This window comes from Amycolatopsis sp. NPDC104819, assembly GCF_055583145.1.
This window is the reverse complement of the sequence record NZ_JBVJON010000006.1, coordinates 318,734-337,994: the sequence shown is the minus strand read 5'-3', so window position 1 is coordinate 337,994 and position 19,261 is coordinate 318,734. Positions and strand designations below refer to the sequence as shown.

Annotated in this window: 26 protein-coding genes; 8 read left to right on the top strand and 18 right to left on the bottom strand. The window is 73.3% G+C overall.

What is annotated here, in order from left to right:
* Positions 1-41: 41 nt before the first annotated feature.
* Complete coding sequence (trxA, locus tag ACZ63E_RS21025) at positions 42-413, bottom strand: thioredoxin (RefSeq protein WP_465307250.1); 372 nt, start codon at positions 411-413, stop codon at positions 42-44.
* A gap of 84 nt (positions 414-497) precedes the next feature.
* Between trxA and ACZ63E_RS21020 the strand changes: the two genes are divergently transcribed.
* Positions 498-740 (top strand): DUF2630 family protein, encoded by a 243-nt coding sequence (locus tag ACZ63E_RS21020; protein WP_465307248.1) that lies wholly within the window; start codon positions 498-500, stop codon positions 738-740.
* Between the two features lie 149 nt (positions 741-889).
* Here ACZ63E_RS21020 and ACZ63E_RS21015 read toward each other — a convergent pair whose 3' ends face one another.
* The 11 genes from ACZ63E_RS21015 to ACZ63E_RS20965 form a co-directional block, all read right to left on the bottom strand.
* Positions 890-2,440 carry an alpha/beta hydrolase gene (locus tag ACZ63E_RS21015; RefSeq protein ID WP_465337826.1) on the bottom strand — a complete coding sequence of 517 codons (1,551 nt, stop codon included), beginning with the start codon at positions 2,438-2,440 and terminating at the stop codon, positions 890-892.
* Between the two features lie 66 nt (positions 2,441-2,506).
* Entirely contained in the window at positions 2,507-3,586 is a 1,080-nt protein-coding gene (locus ACZ63E_RS21010; RefSeq protein WP_465337825.1) for an ATP-dependent DNA ligase, read from the bottom strand.
* A gap of 26 nt (positions 3,587-3,612) precedes the next feature.
* Positions 3,613-4,212: an alkaline shock response membrane anchor protein AmaP gene (locus ACZ63E_RS21005; RefSeq protein WP_465337824.1), complete on the bottom strand. Its 600-nt coding sequence runs from the start codon at positions 4,210-4,212 to the stop codon at positions 3,613-3,615.
* Positions 4,209-4,745 (bottom strand): DUF6286 domain-containing protein, encoded by a 537-nt coding sequence (locus ACZ63E_RS21000; RefSeq protein WP_465337823.1) that lies wholly within the window; start codon positions 4,743-4,745, stop codon positions 4,209-4,211. The genes ACZ63E_RS21005 and ACZ63E_RS21000 overlap by 4 nt, the downstream gene beginning before the upstream one ends.
* Before the next feature lie 2 nt (positions 4,746-4,747).
* Positions 4,748-5,098, bottom strand: a complete 351-nt coding sequence (locus ACZ63E_RS20995; RefSeq protein WP_465337822.1) for an Asp23/Gls24 family envelope stress response protein — start codon at positions 5,096-5,098, stop codon at positions 4,748-4,750.
* Positions 5,095-5,271 (bottom strand): hypothetical protein, encoded by a 177-nt coding sequence (locus ACZ63E_RS20990; protein ID WP_013224542.1) that lies wholly within the window; start codon positions 5,269-5,271, stop codon positions 5,095-5,097. The genes ACZ63E_RS20995 and ACZ63E_RS20990 overlap by 4 nt, the downstream gene beginning before the upstream one ends.
* Positions 5,272-5,322: 51 nt before the next feature.
* Positions 5,323-5,562 (bottom strand): hypothetical protein, encoded by a 240-nt coding sequence (locus ACZ63E_RS20985; protein ID WP_465337821.1) that lies wholly within the window; start codon positions 5,560-5,562, stop codon positions 5,323-5,325.
* Positions 5,559-5,996, bottom strand: a complete 438-nt coding sequence (locus ACZ63E_RS20980; RefSeq protein ID WP_465337820.1) for an Asp23/Gls24 family envelope stress response protein — start codon at positions 5,994-5,996, stop codon at positions 5,559-5,561. The genes ACZ63E_RS20985 and ACZ63E_RS20980 overlap by 4 nt, the downstream gene beginning before the upstream one ends.
* 89 nt (positions 5,997-6,085) lie before the next feature.
* Complete coding sequence (locus ACZ63E_RS20975) at positions 6,086-6,499, bottom strand: Asp23/Gls24 family envelope stress response protein (protein ID WP_465337819.1); 414 nt, start codon at positions 6,497-6,499, stop codon at positions 6,086-6,088.
* Complete coding sequence (locus tag ACZ63E_RS20970; protein WP_465307230.1) at positions 6,499-7,059, bottom strand: RNA polymerase sigma factor; 561 nt, start codon at positions 7,057-7,059, stop codon at positions 6,499-6,501. Before ACZ63E_RS20970 ends, ACZ63E_RS20975 begins: the two co-directional genes overlap by 1 nt.
* Entirely contained in the window at positions 7,056-7,793 is a 738-nt protein-coding gene (locus ACZ63E_RS20965; protein WP_465337818.1) for a pyrimidine reductase family protein, read from the bottom strand. The genes ACZ63E_RS20970 and ACZ63E_RS20965 overlap by 4 nt, the downstream gene beginning before the upstream one ends.
* 89 nt (positions 7,794-7,882) lie before the next feature.
* Between ACZ63E_RS20965 and zapE the strand changes: the two genes are divergently transcribed.
* Positions 7,883-8,902, top strand: a complete 1,020-nt coding sequence (zapE, locus tag ACZ63E_RS20960) for a cell division protein ZapE (RefSeq protein WP_465337817.1) — start codon at positions 7,883-7,885, stop codon at positions 8,900-8,902.
* Here zapE and ACZ63E_RS20955 read toward each other — a convergent pair.
* Positions 8,856-9,407 carry a phosphatase PAP2 family protein gene (locus ACZ63E_RS20955; RefSeq protein WP_465338092.1) on the bottom strand — a complete coding sequence of 184 codons (552 nt, stop codon included), beginning with the start codon at positions 9,405-9,407 and terminating at the stop codon, positions 8,856-8,858. The two genes, zapE and ACZ63E_RS20955, sit on opposite strands and share 47 nt — an antisense overlap.
* An 80-nt stretch (positions 9,408-9,487) precedes the next feature.
* Here ACZ63E_RS20955 and ACZ63E_RS20950 point away from each other — a divergent pair, with 80 nt between their 5' ends.
* Positions 9,488-10,375, top strand: a complete 888-nt coding sequence (locus ACZ63E_RS20950; RefSeq protein ID WP_465337816.1) for an FAD-dependent oxidoreductase — start codon at positions 9,488-9,490, stop codon at positions 10,373-10,375.
* Here the strand turns inward: ACZ63E_RS20950 and ACZ63E_RS20945 are convergent.
* Both ACZ63E_RS20945 and rocD read right to left on the bottom strand, forming a co-directional pair.
* Positions 10,364-11,722, bottom strand: a complete 1,359-nt coding sequence (locus ACZ63E_RS20945; RefSeq protein ID WP_465337815.1) for a DUF2252 domain-containing protein — start codon at positions 11,720-11,722, stop codon at positions 10,364-10,366. The genes ACZ63E_RS20950 and ACZ63E_RS20945 overlap by 12 nt on opposite strands.
* Before the next feature lie 112 nt (positions 11,723-11,834).
* A complete protein-coding gene (rocD, locus tag ACZ63E_RS20940) occupies positions 11,835-13,067 on the bottom strand; it encodes an ornithine--oxo-acid transaminase (RefSeq protein WP_465337814.1) in 1,233 nt (410 codons plus the stop codon).
* A gap of 108 nt (positions 13,068-13,175) precedes the next feature.
* Between rocD and ACZ63E_RS20935 the strand changes: the two genes are divergently transcribed.
* From ACZ63E_RS20935 to ACZ63E_RS20915, 5 genes are read left to right on the top strand one after another with little or no spacing between them, the layout of a single operon-like run.
* The gene (locus tag ACZ63E_RS20935) at positions 13,176-13,454 is read left to right on the top strand and encodes an ArsR/SmtB family transcription factor (protein ID WP_465337813.1); all 279 of its coding nucleotides are present in this window, start codon (positions 13,176-13,178) and stop codon (positions 13,452-13,454) included.
* Positions 13,451-13,828, top strand: coding sequence for an SRPBCC domain-containing protein (locus tag ACZ63E_RS20930; protein WP_465337812.1), 378 nt, complete (start codon positions 13,451-13,453; stop codon positions 13,826-13,828). The genes ACZ63E_RS20935 and ACZ63E_RS20930 overlap by 4 nt, the downstream gene beginning before the upstream one ends.
* Before the next feature lie 17 nt (positions 13,829-13,845).
* Complete coding sequence (locus ACZ63E_RS20925; protein ID WP_465337811.1) at positions 13,846-14,700, top strand: PPK2 family polyphosphate kinase; 855 nt, start codon at positions 13,846-13,848, stop codon at positions 14,698-14,700.
* Between the two features lie 20 nt (positions 14,701-14,720).
* Complete coding sequence (locus tag ACZ63E_RS20920; RefSeq protein WP_465337810.1) at positions 14,721-16,820, top strand: S9 family peptidase; 2,100 nt, start codon at positions 14,721-14,723, stop codon at positions 16,818-16,820.
* On the top strand, positions 16,817-17,767 hold the full coding sequence (locus ACZ63E_RS20915; RefSeq protein ID WP_465337809.1) for an LLM class F420-dependent oxidoreductase: 951 nt from the start codon (positions 16,817-16,819) through the stop codon (positions 17,765-17,767). Before ACZ63E_RS20920 ends, ACZ63E_RS20915 begins: the two co-directional genes overlap by 4 nt.
* A gap of 182 nt (positions 17,768-17,949) precedes the next feature.
* Here the strand turns inward: ACZ63E_RS20915 and crcB are convergent, their stop codons facing one another.
* From crcB to ACZ63E_RS20900, 3 genes are read right to left on the bottom strand one after another with little or no spacing between them, the layout of a single operon-like run.
* Positions 17,950-18,324: a fluoride efflux transporter CrcB gene (crcB, locus tag ACZ63E_RS20910; protein ID WP_465337808.1), complete on the bottom strand. Its 375-nt coding sequence runs from the start codon at positions 18,322-18,324 to the stop codon at positions 17,950-17,952.
* Complete coding sequence (locus ACZ63E_RS20905) at positions 18,321-18,653, bottom strand: DUF190 domain-containing protein (protein WP_465337807.1); 333 nt, start codon at positions 18,651-18,653, stop codon at positions 18,321-18,323. The genes crcB and ACZ63E_RS20905 overlap by 4 nt, the downstream gene beginning before the upstream one ends.
* On the bottom strand, positions 18,653-19,060 hold the full coding sequence (locus tag ACZ63E_RS20900; RefSeq protein WP_465337806.1) for a fluoride efflux transporter FluC: 408 nt from the start codon (positions 19,058-19,060) through the stop codon (positions 18,653-18,655). Before ACZ63E_RS20900 ends, ACZ63E_RS20905 begins: the two co-directional genes overlap by 1 nt.
* Positions 19,061-19,261 lie beyond the last annotated feature (201 nt).

The following is a 19,261-nucleotide window of genomic DNA, read 5'->3' as shown; positions in this document are numbered from 1 at the left end:
TGAGGCCGCCCCGCGGGGCGGCCTCAGTCATGTGGTGGTGGTCAGGCCTGGTCGGCCTCGGCTTCGGCGGCCTTGCGCTTGACCTCGGCCATGTCGACCTCGCGAGCCTGCTTGATGAGCTCTTCGAGGGCGGGCTCGGGCAGTGCGCCGGGCTGGGCGTAGATCAGGGTCTTGTCGCGGATGATGGCCAGCGTCGGGATGGAGCGGACGTCGAAGGCGGCGGCCAGCTGCTGCTGCGCTTCGGTGTCGACGCTCGCGAACACGAGGTCTTCGTGCTTCTCGGAGGCCTTCTCGTAGACCGGTGCGAACTGGCGGCACGGTCCGCACCAGCTCGCCCAGAAGTCGATCAGGACGAACTCGTTGTCGTTTACCGTCTGGTCGAAGTTCTCGGCAGTCAGCTCAACGGTGCTCATGAGCAGGTCAACGACGTGGGTGCGACGGGAATTCCCGGGGCCGGGGTAGCGTCTTACGCGAGCAACCCGTAAGAGGAGGAACAGATGGCCGACGGCGAAATCCTGGGCCGGATCGACGAGCTGATCGCGGAGGAGCACGAGCTCCGGTCGCGCTCGGTCGGCGTGGGGCTGAGCGGCGGCGACAAGGATCGCCTCACCGCGGTCGAGCAGCAGCTCGACCAGTGCTGGGACCTGCTCCGGCAGCGCCGCGCGAAAACGGAGTTCCACGAGAACCCCGACGACGCCGCGGCCCGCCCCATCTCCGAGGTCGAGTCCTACCGCCAGTAACCCCGGTCGACGCGTGCGCCGAGGGGCATCACGCGTGATTCGGCGGGCATCACGTGTGTCTGGAGGGGCATCACCCGTGATTGAGGGGGCATCAGCGCGATGCCCCGCCAATCACGCGTGATGCCCCTCTGATCACGCGTGATTCCCCTTTACGCGGGGCAGAGGGTGCCGTTGGCGGGGACCTTGCCGTCGATGAGGAAAGCGCGGGCCGCGTCGGTGACGCAGGGGGACGCGCCGACCGCGCCGTGGCCGGCGCCCTGCCAGGTGATGGTCACCGCGGACGGCATCTGGTCGGCCGCGCGGGTGCTGCCCAGCTGGGGGGTCACCGGGTCGGCCGCGGTCGCCGTGACCAGGATCGGCGGCGCGCCCGACGCGCCCGCCGGCGGCAGCGGCTCTGTCCGCACCGGCCACGGCCCGCACCAGGCCAGCTGCTGGGCGACGACCGCGCCGAACTGCGGGTACTTCGTGCGCATCCCGCCGACGACCTGGTCGAGCTGGTCGGCCGAGAGCCGGGACTGGCTGTCGTTGCAGCGGGTGGCGATGGTCGCGTCGATCCGCGACGGCTGGGCGCGCGAGTCGTGCAGCACCGGTGTGACGAAGGCCGCCAGCGGGCGGATGTTCCCCGACCGCGCGGCCGCGATCGCGTCGGCCAGCTCCGGCCACCGCGACCGCTGCGCCAGGCCCGAGTAGACGGCGTACATCGCCACCCCCGGCCCGAACGCGACGCCGTCGTCGGTCAGCGGCGCGATGTTCTGCCGCAGCTGCCCGGTGAGCGCGGTCAGAGCGGCCTTCGGGTCGCCGAGCGCGCAGCCGCGGGCCGCGCAGTCCGTGGCGAAGGCGTCCAACGTGGACTGGGCGCCGGCGGCGACCGCGTCGAGCACCGCCGCGGTGTCCGGGCCCGGGTCGGGGACGCCATCGAGCACCATCCGCCCGACCTGGCCGGGGAACCGCACGGCGTACTGCGACAGCACCTTCGAGCCGTCCCCGCGGCCGAGCGCGTTCAGCCGCTCCAGGCCCAGCTGCTTGCGCAGCTCCTCGAGGTCGCCGGCGCCGCGCCAGCTGTCCAGCGCCGTCTGGGAGTCGTCGAGCTCGATCGCGCACTGCTGACCGGCCTTGCGGGCCGCGTCCAGCACGCCCTGCAGGTCACCCTCGGCCGGGTCGGCGTCGATCAGGTCGTGCCGGACGTCGGCGGGCACGCACTGGACGGCGCCCGAGAGCCCGGTGCCGCGCCGGTCCAGGCCGATCAGCGAGAACTTCTCCAGGAACGCCGGCGGCAGCGTCGCCGCCAGCCGCGCGGCGTACACCGAGCCCGGCTCGCCGTCGATGTCGTTGACCACGACCAGCGGGATCGGCCCGCTGCCGACCTTCACCGCGAGCAGCCGGACGACCGAGCGCCGCGCCTCGCCGGGCGCGTCGAGCGGCGCGGTGACGCGGGCGCACGTGAAGTGCAGCGTGTCCGGGACAGCCGGGGTGCCGATCCGCTGCCGGGTGTCGTCGTCGCAGTCGGCCCACCGCAGCGACGGCGACTGCGGCTCGGTCAGCGGCGGCAGCGGCACCGACGGGCTGCCCGCGGGGGTGCCGTCGGTCGGCTTCCCGTCGTTCTCGACCAGCGCCGGGCGGACCGACGGCCCGGCGGCGCACCCCGCGGCGGCGGCCAGGCCGAGCAGCGCGACCAGGAGACGGGTACGGCGGCGGCGCACGGGCGGAGTCCTCACGTCGATCAAGGGCGGGGCACCGAGCTTCGCACGGCCGGTGTGGGACGCGGGTTAGCGGGTCCGCACGACCTGGCCGCGGAACACGGCGTCGAGGTCGTAGCGGGCGGGCTCCTCGAGCTGGCTGTAGTCGCAGGACGCGGGTTCGCGGTCCGGGCGCCACCGGACGAACCGCGCGTTGTGCCGGAAGCGCGACGGCATGCCGCCCTCGGTGTTCTCGTAGGCGACCTCGACAACGCGCTCGGGGTTCAGCGGCACCCATTCGTGCTCGGTGGCGCGCCAGCGCGTGATGCCGCCGGGGATCCGCTGGGCCTCGCCGGTCGCCTTGCCGCCCCACGGGTGGTCTTCGCCGTCGGTGACGAGCGGCGCCAGCTCTTCGGCCAGCTCACGACGGCGGTCCTTCGGGAACGACCCGACGGTGCCGACGTGGTGCAGCACACCGGCGTCGTCGAACAGGCCCAGGAGAAAGCTGCCGACCAGGTCGCCCGGGCCGCCGTCGACGTGCCAGCGCAGCCCGGCGAGCACGCAGTCCGCGGTGCGCAGGTGCTTGTACTTGTGGAGGACGCGCTTGCCCGGCGTGTAGGGCTCGTCCAGGGGTTTGCCGATGACGCCGTCGAGCCCGGCGCCCTCGAACAGCTCGAACCAGTGCCGCGCGGTGGCGGCGTCGGTGGTGGCCGGGGTGAGCGGGAAGCGGTCGCCGGCCAGCTCGACGAGCCGTTCGCGGCGGGCCGACGTCGGCTCGTCCAGCAGGGACTCGTCCTCCAGCGCCAGGACGTCGAAGGCGACGAACTCGGCGGGCTGCTCGGCGGCCAGCAGCGTGACGCGGCTTTCGGCGGGGTGGATCCGCTCGGTGAGCGCGTCGAAGTTCAGCCGCCCGTCCCGCGCGACGACGAGCTCGCCGTCCAGCACCACCCGCGGCGGCAGGATCTCCAGCAGCCGCGCGACGGCCTCCGGGAAGTACCGGTTCAACGGCTTTTCCGCGCGCGACTGCAGGTACAGCTCGTCGCCGTCCTTGAAGACGATGCAGCGGAAGCCGTCCCACTTCGGTTCGAACAGCAGGCCCCCGGAGTCCGGGATGGCCTTGGCCGGCTTGGCGAGCATCGGCTTCAGCGGCGGCTGCAGCGGTAGGGGCATGCGGGCATTCTGCGGAAAGACGCCGCTCAGCGCACGCGTTTGGCGGTGCTCGTGTCGAGTTCGAGCCGGACGGCCGTCGGCAGCACGTCGAGCCCGAGCGACTCCCGCGCCCGGGTCAGCACGCGGGAGTCCAGCTCCGCCCAGACGCTCTTGAGGTCGGTGCCCTCGTGCAGCCACAGCGTGAGGCGCAGCGCCGGGGACGTCCGCGAGCCGACCGCGCGGACGCGGGCGCGGCTCACCCCCGTCAGCTGCTCCGCGTCGGCCTGGACCGCGTCGGAAATCGCCGACGCCGTGACGACCAGCTCCGCGCCTTCCGTGCGGTCCAGGTCCAGGTCCGGGCGGGGTTCCGGGCGCAGCGAGCGCAGGGCCCAGCGCAGCCCGAGCACGAACAGCAGGACACCGAGCACGATCGCGACGATCCGGGCCGGTGTCGCGTGCCCGCCGAGCCAGCCGACGGCGATCGGGTCGAGCAGCGGACGGCGGCCGCGGAACTCGCCGAGCACCCCGAAGCCCACCACCAGGGCGAGCGCGCCGCCGAGCAGGGCGAACAGCCCGACGAGGAACGTCAGGGTGCGTTCACCCGCGTACGAGCGGGAAAGCGCCTTCGCGGAGACGGACTTGGTCATCGGCGGTCCTTCGGCGAGTCGACGACGACCGACACCTTCGGCCGCCGCACGAGCGGGACTTCGTCGAGCAGCTCCGACACCGTCGCCAGCAGCCGCGGCCGCAGCTCGCCCTCGGTTTCGAGCGTGGACTTCGCGCGGACGCGGACCCGCCGGGCGCTCGCGGTGACCGTCGCGGCCGCGACGTTGTCCTGCGCGCGCACGGTGAGCCCGACCAGCCGGGCGAGCGACCGCGGTGATGTCGAGACGCTCACGGCGGCGGCCGGGTCGGTCAGCCGGACCGCGCGGCTGCGGGCGGCCAGCGCGCACAGCAGCAGCACCAGGCCCGCCGCGGCGAGCACCCCGGCGGCGACCCGCACGGTGTAGGCGTCCCAGCCCAGCGCCGTGAGCTCCGCCTGCCAGCGCGGCCACGGCACCACCAGCGGCCCGGCCCCCGGCCGCCACCAGTGCCAGCCGACCTCGAGCGCGAGCAGCGCCCCGGCGGCGGCGAAGGCCAGGCCGAGCAGGGTGGACAGGACGCGGACGAACGGGCGCACGGCTACCGCACCCTCGGCGGCACGTCCGGCAGCAGCGCCGACACCGTCACCGCCAGCGTCCGCACGTGGTAGCCGGTGAGCAGCTCCACCTCTTCGACGACCTTCGCGCGCACGTCACCGACGACCGCCTTCACCGCGGCCGGATAGTTCAGGGCGAGGTCCAGCGCGAGGTCGACGTCGTTGTCGAGGCCGCCGACCTTCGCCTTCGCGCCCTTCCTGCCGTCCCGGCTGGTGCCGGGCACCTGGTCGGCGGCGTGCTGGGCGACCTTGCGCACCACCGAATGCCCGATGGTGAGGGTGCCGCGCTCGGCCGGTTCGGCGAGCTCGCGCGGCACGTCGAGGGCGCGGCTCACTTGTCGCGGCCCTTGCCGAAGAGCTCGCCGAGGTCGAGCTCGCCGTCGAGGACCCGGCCGGCGACCAGGCCGATGATCCCGACGGCCAGGGTCACCAGGAACGCGGTGAACCCCTGGGTCGCGGCCAGGCCGAGGATGAGCCCGGCCAGCAGCCCGGTCTGCGTTGCGTTCACATGTCCTCCTAGGACGGCTTGGACGGAAGAGAGCTTGCCCCGGCGGCGCGGTCAGCGCACCCGGGGCGGCCGGCGGCGGCGCCGGAACCGGGCCACCAGCGCGGCGAACCCGCGGCGGCGGACGGAAAAGCTCACCGGCGCGTCGAAGCGGGAGTCCGCATCGGACCGCTTGGCGCGGAACCGCGCCAGCCCGGCCGCGAACTCCGCCGGGTCGCCGCCGGCGTCGGGGTGGTGGGCGCGCACAAAAGCCCGGAAGGCCGCTCGGCCTTCCGGGTCGTCGCGCCCGGTCACTCCACCCGCGTCGATTCGGGCTCCTCCTCGCCGGGCAGGTGGATGTCGTTGACGGCGATGTTCACCTCGATCACCTCGAGGCCGGTGATCTGCTCCACCGCGGTGATCACGTTGCGCCGCACCGCGCGGGCGACGTCGGTGATGCGCGCGCCGTACTCGACGACGACGTCGAGGTCGATCGCGGTCTGCTTCTCGCCGACCTCCACCGAGACACCGGTCGTGGTGACCGTGCCGGACCCGGGGATCCGCTCGCGCAGCGCGCCGATCGCCCGCGACACCCCGCCGCCGCCCAGTGTGTGCACGCCGGGGACCTCACGGGTGGCCAGGCCGGCGACCTTCTGCACGACCAGTGACGAGATCGTGGTGCGGCCGGCGGCGCCCTCCTCGTTGAGCGGGGTCACCGTGCCCGGGCTTTCGGTCCGTTCCGGATGCATGCCTGAAGGCTCCTCTCGCGGCGGTCTCTCGCCCTTACGATGCCCGGCGGCGCCGGACCCTCACGCAAGATCCCCCGATCGGGGGAACCTTAACCGGGGTGGACGTCGACGACGTGCACGTTCACCGTCGTGCCGACCCCGAGCTGGCGGGACAGCTCGGCGGTGATCGCGCGCCGGAGCGCTTCGGCCGCTTCCTCGGCCGCGACGCCGAAGCGGACCGACACCAGCACCTGCACGACGTCGTCTTCGACCGCGACGGCCGACACACGCACCCCGCCGGGCGCGCGCTTGGCGGCGATCGTGTGGGCCAGCCGCCCCACGACGGCTTCGGTGACGCGCAGGCTGCCCGCGTCGCCGGGCACCTCCACGGCCGTCCGGCGGCTGCGCGCGACCGCCCGCAGCACCCGCTCGACCAGGCCGGGCGGAGTCGGCACCCGGCGGGCCGCCACCCGGCGCACGGCGTCCCAGCGGGGGTCCCCCTCAGGGTCCTGCGGCTCGGTCATCACCGCTCCCTCAATTCGGCGAGCAGCGCCACCCTGGCCCGGTGCAGCCGTGAGCGCAAGGCGCCGACGTTCACGTCGAGCACTTCGGCGACCTCGTCGTAGCTCAGCCCCTCCAGCTCGCGCAGCACGAGCGGCACCCGCTGCGACAGCTCCAGCCGGCCGATCGCGCGCAGCACCGCGTCGACCTCCTCGGCCCGCACCACACGGCCTTCGGGGCCCGGGTCGGCTCCGGCGAGCAGCGCGCTGTCCACAGTGGACTGGCCGTCGGGTTCCGGCGAGTCGAGGGAGATCGTGGGCCGGCGCCGGCGCAGCAGGGCGAGCGCGCTGTTGGTGACGACGCGGTAGAGCCACGTCGACACCGCGGACTCGTTCCGGAAGCCGGCGAGGGCGCGCCACGCGGCCAGCCACGACTCCTGCACGACGTCCTCGGCTTCGCCCGCGCTGCCGGTGATCCGCAGCGCGACGCGGTACATCCGGGGCGTGTGCCGCCGCACGAGCGCGCCGAAGGCGGCCTCGTCGCCGTCCGCGGCCCGCGCGACGAGGTCGGCGTCGTCGCTCATCCGGCGGCTCTGCGGTAACGCAGGAGCGTGAAGCCGTCCTCGACCAGGATCGACGCCAGGGCGAGCCGGCGCGGCACGGCCTCGGGACCGGTGGCGATCCGGACCGCGGGCCCGGCCACGAGCAGCGGCGCGACGGTGAGGCAGAGCTGGTCGACGCGGTCGGCGGCGACGAGCTGCCCGAACAGCCCCGGCCCGCCTTCGCAGGCGATCCGGCGCAGGCCTCGGGCGGCGAGCAGGTCGAGGGCCCGCGGCACGTCGACGTCGTCGTCGCCGGCGCGCAGGATCTCCGCCCCGGCGGCTTCGAGGGGTCCGGTCGGCGCGGTCTCGGTGGTGACCACGATCGGGGGCACGGCGGTTTCGGTGAACAGCCGCGAAGCGGGGTCCAGGTCGGCGGTGCGCGTCACGACGGCGATCGGCGGGACCCCGCCGAACCCGAGGCGGTGACGGCGTTCCAGCCGCTTCGCGCTCGGCACGACCCCGCGGTAGTCCTCGGCGCGGACGGTCCCGGCGCCGACCAGGATCACGTCGGCGAGATCGCGCCCGAGCAGGAAGACCCGGCGGTCGGCGGCGTGCGAGAGCCCCGCCGACGTCGTGTCGACCTCGGCGGCCCCGTCGGCGGACGCGACGAAGTTGACCTGCACCCAGGGGCCGGTCAAGCCGTCCGGGTAGGCGTAGATCTCCTCGAGGTCCACCCCGGTCAGTTCGCCCGTCGAAAGGGGCCACACGCTCCGCACGGGACAATCCCAGCACGGGCGTGAACCACGTCTCCACCGGGGGACAGGGCCACCCGGCCGGGGCACGGGCGTGGCTAGGCTCTGCGACCATGCCCGCGCACCTGACCGACCGCCGCCCCGAGCTCGGCGCCGACGAGCTGATCGGCGCGCTGGTGCCGCCGCCGCGCTTCGACGCCGTCCGGTTCGGGACCTACATCCCGAACCCGGACGAGCCCAGCCAGGCCGCCGCGGTCGAGGCGTGTTCGGCGTTCGCCGAAAGGGTCGGCGCCCAGCCGAAGAAGAAGCGCTTCAAGCTCTTCGGGGGCTCACCCGAGCCGGCCGGGCCGATGGGGCTCTACCTCGACGGCGGGTTCGGGGTCGGCAAGACCCACCTGCTCGCCTCGACGTGGCACGCTTCGCCGTCGCCCAAGGCGTACGGGACGTTCGTCGAGCTGACCCACCTCGTCGGCGCGCTGGGCTTCGCCGAGGCCGTGCGGCGCCTCGCGGAGCATCGGATCCTGGCCATCGACGAGTTCGAGCTGGACGACCCGGGCGACACCACGCTGGTCACCCGGCTGCTGCAGGAGCTGATGGACGCCGGTGTGCACATCGCGGCGACGTCGAACACCCTGCCGGAGAAGCTCGGCGAAGGGCGCTTCGCCGCCGAGGACTTCCTGCGCGAGATCCAGTCGCTGTCGGCCCGGTTCGGCGTGGTGCGCGTCGACGGCCCGGACTACCGCCACCGCGGCCTGCCGGACGCGCCGCCACCGGTGTCCCCGGAAGTGCTGGAGGAGTCCGTCGCCGCGCACGAAGGGTCCACTGTGGACGACTTCGACGCGCTGTGCGAGCACCTGGCCTCCCTGCACCCGTCGCGGTACGGACGGCTGCTCGACGGCGTCACGCGCGTGCACCTGCGCGGGGTCCACCCGGCGCCGGACCAGAACGTGGCCCTGCGGCTGGTCGCCTTCGCCGACCGGCTCTACGACCGCGCCATCCCGGTGGTCGTCTCCGGCGAGCCGCTGCCGTCGCTGTTCACCGAGGAGATGGTGAACGGCGGCTACCGCAAGAAGTACCTGCGCGCGGTCAGCCGGCTGACCGCGCTGGCGCGGGACGCGGCGCCGGCCACGTGAGCAGCACCACGGCGACCGCGAACAGCGTCCCGCCGGCGACGTCGGTCAGGTAGTGGTAGCCGAGGCCGACCAGCCCGGCGGCCGCCGCGAGCAGCGTCAGCGCGGCGAGCACGACGACGACCACGCGCCGGGTCACCAGCACCAGCACCGTCAGGACCGCGACGAGGCTCACGGTGTGGCCGCTGGGGTAGACCAGCGTGTCGTTCTTCCACCGGTCGTAGAGCGGCTTCAGCAGCCAGCTCGTCAGCAGGATCGCCAGCAGCGGCGCGCCGAGCGCGAGCGCGGCCTCGACCCGTTTCCCGGCACGCAGGCACAGGACGACGGCCAGGACGCCCAGCGCGATCACGACGACGGGTTCGGTCGGGAAGACCAGCGCCCGCAGCACACCGGGGCTCAGGTGCGCCGTCCAGCCCGCGGCCGTCGTGTCCACGGCGCCGGGCGCGCGCTCGCCGGCGAACGGCAGCCCGAGCAGCAGCGCGAGCACGCCGCACACCGCGGCCGGCACCCACATCGTCCTCACCCGCGCGAGGGTAGCCGCGATCTCGTGACGGCTCCGTCTGCCACCATGCGGGGAGGGAGGAACGGATGCGAGTCACAGTGGCGGGGGCCGGGATCATCGGCCTGAGCTGCGCGTACCGGCTGGCGGGTGCGGGACACGACGTCACGGTCGTCGCGGCGGCCGGCCCGGGGGAGTCGACCTCGGCGGTGGCCGGCGGGGTGCTGTACCCGCCGGTGCGCCGCCCGGACAAGCGGATCGTGCGCTGGACCGCGGCGACGCTCGCGCAGCTGCGGGAGCAGGACGCTCCGGGCGTGCGGTTCCGCCGCGGCCGGGTCCTGCTGGCCCAGGGCGAGCCGGAACCACAATGGCTGCCGGCGATGATCGACCCCGTGCGCGCCGGCGACCGGCTGGAGTTCACGACGGCCCTGGTCGACACCCCGGTGTACCTGGCTTGGCTGCTCGCGCGCGTCGAAGCGCTCGGCGTGCGCTTCGAGTACCGGTCGCTGACGTCCCTTGCGGACGTCGAGGCCGACGTCGTGGTCAACGCAGCGGGTCTCGGCGCGGGCCGCCTGGCCGGCGACGGCTCGATGGTCCCGGTCGGCGGGCAGGTGGTGCACCTGGCCGACCCGGGCCTGCCGGAGTTCGTGGTCGACGAGACCGGCCCGGGCGTCACGTACGTCATCCCGCACGGCGGCCACGTCGTCTGCGGCGGCACCGAGGAGCCGGGCCGCGGCGACGTCGAGCCGAACCCGGGCGTGACGGCGGACATCGTGCGCCGCTGCCGCGAGCTGGTCCCGGCCCTGGCGGGCGCGGAGGTCCTGCGGTCCGTGGTCGGCCTGCGCCCGTTCCGGCCCATCGTGCGGCTGGAGCGGTCGGGCGAGATCGTGCACTGCTACGGCCACGGCGGCTCGGGGATCACCCTCGCCTGGGGCTGCGCGGCCGACGTCACCGAGCTGGTCGGGTCAGCCGGCTGAGAACTCGGCGTGGTCGGCTTCGGTCCGGTCGGCGTACCGCACGGCGTACGCGCCCATCGCCTCGTCCAGATCGGAGTCGTCGGCGAAGTAGCCGGCCAGCAGCTTCGGGTGCAGGGACCGCGTGTGGGCCCGGGCGAGCAGGGCGCCGGCCAGCCGGCCGTAGTCGTCGAGGTGGTCCTTCTCCAGCTCCGCCGGGTCGATGTCGCCCTTGAGGTTGCGGAACTGGCGGACGATGAACGGCACCCCGTCGATCGTGGTCCAGCCGAGCAGGATGTCCGTCTCGGCCTGCACGAGCCGGGCGCCGTCGACGATCCGCTGGCCTTCGTGCGCCATCCCGGGCAGGTCGAGGTACGGCGCGAGCGCCGGCGATTGCGCCTGTTTCACCTGCAGCACCAGGTCTTCCTCGTCGTTGCCGTGCAGCAGGACGACGTAGCTGCGCAGCCCGACGCTGCCGGTGCCGACCACGCGGAACGCGACATCGGCGATGCGGTAGCGCGAAATGAGCGTGCGCCGCGACTCGCGCAGGGTGTCCACATAGGACGCCAGCCCGGTGGCGACGGCTTCGGCGGTCCGCTCGTCGACGTGCGTGAGCACCGGCGGATCCTCGACGAACCGGTGGCGGGCCAGGCCGGTCCGGTGGTCGTCGACACGCTCGGTCCACTTCGCCGCGACCTTCGCGCTGTCGTTCTTGCGCGCCTTCTCGGCGGCGTCGGCGAAGTCGTCGATCAGCTCGTCCGCCCGCGCCTTCGAGAGCACCGACGAGTCCGGCAGCGCGTTCCACGACCGCAGGAACGGCAGCTCGGCCAGCGCCCGGATGGTCCGGCGGTACGACTTCACGGCGTCTTCGGCGGCTTCGCGGCAGCCGGACTCGCCGATGCCGCCTTCCCGGCCGGCCAGCACCAGGCTGGCCGCGAGGCGCTTGAGGTCCCACTCCCACGGCCCCGGCACGGTCTCGTCGAAGTCGTTGATGTCCATCACGATCTTGCCCTCGGGCGTGCCGTAGAGCCCGAAGTTGGCGGCGTGCGCGTCGCCGCAGAGCTGCGCGGTGAGCCCGGCGTCCGGCGTGCCCGCGAGGTCGGCGCCCATCAGCCCGGCGGCCCCGCGGAAGAAGGTGAACGGCGAGGCGAGCATGCGCTCCCGGCGCAGCTCGACCAGCTCCGGCAGCCGCCCGGTGTTGCTGGTGTCGAAGTACCGCTTCGGGCTCGGCCGGTCCTTCGCGGCGGCCTCGTGGTCGTGCGCGGCGGCGGGCGTCTTCTCCCGGAGCCGCTTCCCCTGGTCGTACAGCTCGGCCGGGGTGACACTGTCCGTGCCCGCCAGCGGCCGCTCCACCCATTCCCCTGATCCCATACCCGGCACAACGACCGAAGGGGACGTTCTGCTCCCGGACGTCACCCGGCCGGGGCGCGTTGTGCTCCGGATGCCGCCGGGGCGGGAGGCTCACCCGGCGGCATCCGGTGGTTCAGGGGCGGACGACGTCGGCGATCGCGTCGAGGCCGCGGTCCAGCTCCTCGCGGGTGATCACCAGCGGCGGCGCCACGCGCAGGGTGCGCTCGTGCGTCTCCTTGCACAGCACGCCGCGTTTCGCCAGCGCCTCGGACGCCTCGCGGCCCGACGGCCCGCCGGGGGCGATGTCGAGCCCGGCCCACAGGCCGCGGCCGCGGACCTCGGACAGGCCGTTCCCGATCAGCGCGGTCAGCCGTTCGTGCAGGTGGGCGCCCAGCTCCGTCGAGCGCTGCTGGAACTCGCCGGTGTTCAGCAGGCGGACGACCGCGCGCCCGACCGCGCACGCCACCGGGTTGCCGCCGAAGGTCGAGCCGTGCTCACCCGGCTTCAGCACGCCCAGCACGTCACGGCGGCCGGCGACCGCCGACACCGGCAGGATGCCGCCGCCGAGGGCCTTGCCGAGGGTGTAGACGTCGGCGCGGACGCCTTCGTGGTCCAGCGCCAGCACGGTGCCGGTGCGGGCCAGGCCGGACTGGATCTCGTCGGAGATCAGCAGCACGCCGTGCTCGTCGCACGCGGTGCGGACGTCGGCGAAGTAGCCCTCCGGCGGCACGATGACGCCGGCTTCCCCCTGCACCGGCTCCAGGAGCACGGCGGCGGTGCGCGGGGTGATCGCGTCGCGCAGCGCGGCGGCGTCGCCGTACTTCACGGTGACGAAGCCCGGGGTGAACGGGCCGAAGTCGGCGCGCGCGGTCTCGTCGGTCGAGAACGACACGATCGTGGTCGTCCGGCCGTGGAAGTTGGAGCCGGCGACGATGATCTCGGCGGTGCCGTCCGGCACGCCCTTGACCCGGTGCGCCCACTTGCGGGCGATCTTGACCGCCGACTCGACGGCTTCGGCGCCGGAGTTCATCGGCAGGACGAGCTCGGTGCCGGTCAGCTCGGCGAGCTCGCGGCAGAAGAGACCCAGCTGGTCGTGGTGGAACGCCCGCGATGTCAGCGTGACGCGCCCGAGCTGCGCCACCGCGGCGTCGACCAGGTCCGGGTGGCGGTGCCCGAAGTTCAGCGCCGAGTACCCGGAGAGGAAGTCGAGGTAGGACTTGCCCTCGACGTCGGTCACCGTGGCGCCTTCGGCCTCGGCGATCACGACGGGCAGCGGGTGGTAGTTGTGCGTGCTCCATTGCTCGTCGAGCTCGATGAAGCTCGCGGCGGAGGGGGCGGCGGTCTCCCGGCCGGCGAACGTCGTCATCTGTTCAGGTTAGAGGCAGAAGACGCAGAGTTCAGCCGGGAATCGTTGCTTTCACCCGTTGTTCGTTGCGCAATGTGCGGCTCCGACCCCCGAAACGCTGCGAGGCAGTTGACGCGGCGCGCGATCGTCGAAGCGCTGCGCGCCGGGCCGCGCGCCGTCGGAGAGCTGGCCGCGGACCTGCCGATCAGCCGCCCTGCCGTGTCGCAGCACCTCAAGGTGCTCAAGGCGGCCGGGCTGGTCGCCGACCGGGCCGAGGGCACGAAGCGGCTGTACCGCCTCGAGCCCGACGGCATCGCCGCGGTGCGCGCCTACCTCGACCGGATGTGGTCCGACGCGCTGAAGTCCTTCGCCGACCGGGCGGAGTCCACCGAAGAGGAGCGGGAATGACGCTGGAGCCGATCCGCCGGACGATCACCGTCGCGTGCTCGCGCGAGCACGCGTTCAAGACCTACACCGAGGCCTTCGACAGCTGGTGGCCGCGCGAGCACCACCTGGGCGAGGTGCTCGTCTGGGAGCCACCCGCCCGGGTGGTCCTGTCGTGGCGGATCGACGGCGACTGGAAGGTGGACCCGGATCCCGCGCACGCCAGCGAGATCGAGGTCCGGTTCGTCGAAGAAGGGCCGAGATCGACCCGCGTCGAGCTGGAACACCGGAACTTCGAGCGGCACGGCGAAACCGCGGCGAAGGTCCGCAACGGCGTCTCCACCGAAGGAGGACACGGCGGGCTGCTGGAACTGTTCGCCGGGAAAGCCGCCGCCTGAGTCGTTATCGTGCGCAGATGGCCAAGAAGGAAACAGCAGGGAACCGAGTCCGGAACGCGCTGCGCGTCGGCGCGGAGCTGCCGGACCCGGGCTCGACCCCGGTGGGCCCCGGCAAGAAGCCCAAGGCCGTCGCCAAGCTCGACGACGCCGCCGCGCGCCTCTCCGCGCTGCAGGAAGCCCTCTACGCCGAGGGAGTCGGCGGCGGCTCGCGCAGTGTCCTGCTGGTGCTGCAGGGCATGGACACCTCGGGCAAGGGCGGCACGGTCTCGCACGTGCTCGGCCTGGTCAACCCGATGGGCGTCCGCTACGCCGGGTTCAAGGCGCCGACGGCCGCCGAGCGGCGGCACCCCTACCTCTGGCGCATCCGCAAGCAGCTGCCCTCGGCCGGCCAGATCGGCGTCTTCGACCGCTCGCACTACGAGGACATCCTGGTCCCGCGCGTGACCGGCCTGCTGACGGCGGCCGAGCGCCGCCGCCGCTACAGCGAGATCAACGCCTTCGAGAAGGAGCTGGCCGACGCCGGCACGACCGTCGTGAAGGTGTTCCTGCACATCTCGCCGGAGGAGCAGCTCAAGCGGCTGAAGGCCCGGCTGGAGACCCCCGAGAAGCACTGGAAGTACAACCCGGGCGACCTTGAGGCCCGCTCGCACTGGCCGGCCTACGCCGAGGCCTACGCCGACATCTTCAAGAAGACCTCGACGGACCACGCGCCCTGGCACGTCGTGCCCGCCGACCACAAGTGGTACCGGAACTGGGCCGTCGCCGAGCTGTTGATCGAGACGCTCGCCGAGCTGGACCCCGTGTTCCCCGAACCGGGCTTCGACGTCGCCGAGGAGCTGGCGAAGCTGAAGGGTGTTGGCGTACCCGTGTGATCGTCTGAAAGAGTGCGGGCGTGACCGATGTCGACGACCTCCCGTTCCTCCGCAAGCAGGCCCGCACCCAGCGCTTCACCCTCGGCGCGCCGAAGGAGTTCCGGGTCGTGCCGGACGCCTCGCGCGTGCTGTTCCTGCGCGCGGAGTCGGGCACCGACCCCCGGCACAGCCTCTGGTCGGCCGACCTGGCGAGCGGCGCCGAGACGAAGCTCGTCGACGCCGTCGAGCTGCTGCCGGGCGAGGAGGAGCTGCCGGCCGAGGAACGGGCGCGGCGGGAACGCGCCCGCGAGACCGGCGGCGGCGTGGTGCACTACGGCGTCGACGCCGGCTTCACCGTCGCGGCGTTCTCCCTCTCGGGGAAGCTCTACACGCTGGACCTCGCGACCGGCGAGGTGACCCTGCGCGTCGACGGCTCGGTCATCGACCCGCGCCCGAACCCGACCGGCACGCACGTCGCGTACGTCCAGAACCGGCGGCTGCACGTGATGGAGCTGGCCACCGGCGATGACCGCGTGCTGGTCGAGGAGGACGGCGAAGACATCGCCTGGGGCCTCGCCGAGTTCATCGCCGCCGAGGAGATGGACCGCACCCGCGGCTACTGGTGGGCCCCCGACGGCCGCAGCATCCTCGCCGAGCGCTCCGACCGCGGCCCCGTCCCGCGCTGGACCATCGCCGACCCCGCCAACCCGCAGCACCCGGCCAACGTCGTCGCCTACCCGGCCGCGGGCACGACGAACGCGCTCGTGTCCCTGTCCGTGCTCGGCCTGGACGGCTCCCGCGTGGACGTCGCGGACGGCGACTGGGAGTACCTCGCCTCGGTGCACTGGTCGGCCGGTGGCGCGCCGCTGCTGGCCGTGGAGCCGCGCGACCAGACGCGGATGGACGTGCTCACGGTCGACGTCACCGACGGCTCGACGTCGGTCGTGCACACCGCCACCGACCAGCACTGGATCGACATCGTCGGCGGCGTCCCGGCCTGGACGCCCGACGGGCGCCTGGTCACCGAAGGCATGGTCGACGGTGACCACCGGCTCTTCGTCGGCGGCGAGGCTGTCACGCCGCCCGGGCTGCAGCTGCGGGCTGTGCTCGACGTCGGCGACGAGATCCTCTTCAGCGCGTCCGAGGACGACCCGACGCAGATCCACGTCTTCCGCACGGAGGGATCTTCCGTCCGTCGGCTGTCCACTGTGGACGGCGTGCACGTCGGCGCCGGGTCCGCGGCGGTCACCGTGCTTTCCTCGTGGAGCCTGGAGTACAGCGGGCCGCGCGTGTCGGTGCTGCGGGACGGCTCGGCGGTCGCGTCGATCGCGACGTCCACCGTGGACCCGGACATCGTGCCCAACCTGACCTGGCTGACGCTGGGGGAGCGCGGCCTGCGCGCGGCGCTGCTCCTGCCGCGCGGCTACGAGCCGAGCGAAGGCAAGTTGCCGGTGCTGCTCGACCCGTACGGCGGCCCGCACGCCCAGCGTGTGCTGCAGAGCCGCAACGCGTTCCTGACGTCGCAGTGGCTCGCCGACCAGGGGTTCGCGGTGCTCGTCGCGGACGGCCGCGGCACGCCCGGGCGCGGCGCGGTGTGGGAGCGCGAGATCCACGGCCGCCTCGCCGACGTCACCCTGCAGGACCAGGTGGACGCGCTCCAGGCGGCGGCTGTGTCCTACCCGGAGCTGGATCTGGAACGGGTCGCGATCCGCGGCTGGTCCTACGGCGGGTACCTCTCGGCGCTGGCGGTGCTGCGCCGCCCGGACGTCTTCCACGCGGCGGTCGCGGGCGCGCCGGTCACCGACTGGTCGCTGTACGACACGCACTACACCGAGCGGTACCTGGGCAAGCCGCAGGACGAACCGGAAAGCTACGCGCACAACTCGCTCATCGAGAGCGCTTCGGAGCTGAGCCGGGCGCTGCTGATCGTGCACGGGCTGGCCGACGACAACGTGTTCGTCGCGCACGCGCTGCGGCTGTCGTCGGCGCTGCTGGCGAAGGGCCGCTCGCACGTCTTCCTGCCGCTGGCGGGCGCCACCCACATGACGCCGCAGGCCGAAGAGGTCGCGGAGAACCTGATGCGCACGCAGGTGGACTGGCTGCTGCGCGAGCTTTCCGCCGTTGAGAAGGAGACCGCATGAGCCGCTGGGGCCTCACGATCCCGTTGACCGGGGTGCCGCTGACGGCGCACCGCGAGCTGGTCGAACAGCTGCCGGACCTGGGCTACACCGACGCGTGGACCGCCGAGACCGCCGGCACGGACGCGTTCACACCGCTGGTCCTGGCGTCGCAGTGGGCGCCGCAGCTGCGGCTGGGCACGGCGATCGTCCCGGTGTACACCCGCGGGCCGGGCCTGCTGGCGATGCAGGCGGCGACGGTCGCGGAGCTGGCGCCCGGCCGGTTCGTGCTCGGCATCGGCGCGTCGTCCCCGGTGATCGTCTCCGGCTGGAACGCGGCGCCCTTCGAGGAGCCGTTCGCGCGCTCGCGGGACACGCTGCGGTTCCTGCGGTCCGCGCTGGCGGGGGAGAAGGTCAGCGAGAAGTACGACACGTTCGCCGTCTCGAAGTTCCGGCTGGAGCGCCCGGCCGACCCGCCGCCGTCGATCATGCTGGCGGCCCTGCGGCCGGGCATGCTTCGCCTGGCCGCTCGCGAAGCCGACGGCGCGATCACCAACTGGCTGGCGGCCACGGACGTGCCCCAGGTGCGGTCGGTGGCCGGCCCGGACGTCGAGCTGGCGGCCCGGATCTTCGTCTGCCCCACCGAAGACGCCGAGGCGGCGCGCGGCCTGGGCCGGATGCTGATCTCGAGCTACCTGACGGTCCCGGTGTACGCGGCCTTCCACGACTGGCTCGGCCGCGGCGAGGCCCTGGCCCCGATGCACGAGGCGTGGGCCGCGGGTGACCGGCAGAAGGCCAACCAGGTGATCCCGGACTCGGTGGTGGACGAGCTGGTGATCCACGGCAGCGTGGAGTCGTGCCGGGAGCAGGTCCAGTCCTATGTGGACAACGGACTGACGACGCCGATCATCGCGCTGCTCCCGACCGGCGGGGATCCGTTCGAGCAGGTGCGGGGCCTGGCCCCGCGCTGATATTCCGTTGCCGCCGCCGGCGCCCGGGTGCTTCCTGGACGCCGGAGAAGAAGCGGCTCAGTTGTCCGAAGGACCGGCGCGGCGCGCGGAAGCCGCCGAGCAGCGGCCGGGCCGTCCGCCTGGACGAAGCGCTCGGCCGCATCCAACGGCGTCTGGGCCTACCGGACCGCGACTGAGTCGGGTCAGGACCAGATCGCCGTGGCGAGCAGTAACCCGAGCGCGCCCGAAGTCAGGCCCGCGACCACTGTCACCGCGACGTTCACCACCGCGTACAGCCGCGTCTTCTCCAGGAACAGCCGCACGGTCTCGTAGCCGAACGTCGAGAACGTCGTCAGGCCGCCGCAGAAACCCACCGCCACCAGCGCGCGCACCGACGACGGCTCGGCCCCGTGCAGCAGCCACCCGCTCAGAAACCCCAGGATGAACGAGCCCACGACGTTCACCGTCAGCGTCCCGAACGGGAACGGCGAATCGCGCCACGCCTGCACCCGGCGATCCGTGAGATAACGCAGCACGGACCCCAAAGCGCCGCCTAGAGCCACCAGGACCAGGGTCACTCCGTCCGCCCCACGTAGCGGACCACCTCGACCTGGTCGAGCGTCACCAGCCCCTCGCCGATCAGCTCGTCCAGCTGCGGCAGGAACGCGCGCAGCTTCTCCTCCGCGTCGATGATCACGATCACCACCGGCAGGTCCTCCGACAGCGACAGGATCCGCGTGGTGTGGATCAGCGACGACGCGCCGTAGCCCTCGACGCCGCGCAGGACCGACGCCCCGGCCAGGCCGGCGTCGCGGGCCCGGCGGACGATCTCGTGGTAGAGCGGCTTGTGGTGCCAGTGGTCGTCTTCGCCGATGTAGATCGTGAGACGGGTGGCGGGTCCCTCCATCAGCGTCCCCTCCGGATCGCGCGGGTCGCGGTCAGGCCGGCCGTGACCGCGGCCAGGCACAGGGCCAGCGACGCCGCCACGTACAGCAGCGAACCCAGTATCCGCCCTGTCGTGGCCGCGTCGAGGGTGTCGGTCACGAACGTGGAGAACGTCGTGAAGCCGCCCAGGATGCCCACGCCGAGGAACGGCCGCAGCAGGTGGTGCGGCCGCGCGGTGGTGGTCAGCAGCGCCATCAGGACGCCGATCAGCAGGCAGCCCAGGACGTTGGTGAGCAGCGTCGCGGCCGCGAACTCGCCGCGCGCGTGCGGGATCGCCACCGACAGCCCGTAGCGCGCGAGGCTGCCGAGCGCGCCGCCGGCGCCGATCGCGAGCAGGACGTCCCACCGGGTCGCGGGCAAGCTGATCACCTCCGCGACCGAACCTACCCCGGGAGCTCACCGTGGTAGGCGGCGAGTGCGGCACGCGGCGCAGCTGGAGCAGCTCGCGGTTGAGGTTGGTCAGGGTCTGCGCGTCGTTCGAGTCCGGCCGGAACACCCCGCGATCCGCCGTCGCGGCTCCGCCCACCCGGCGTGCCCAACCAGGTCGGCACGAGCGCGACCGACCGCGTC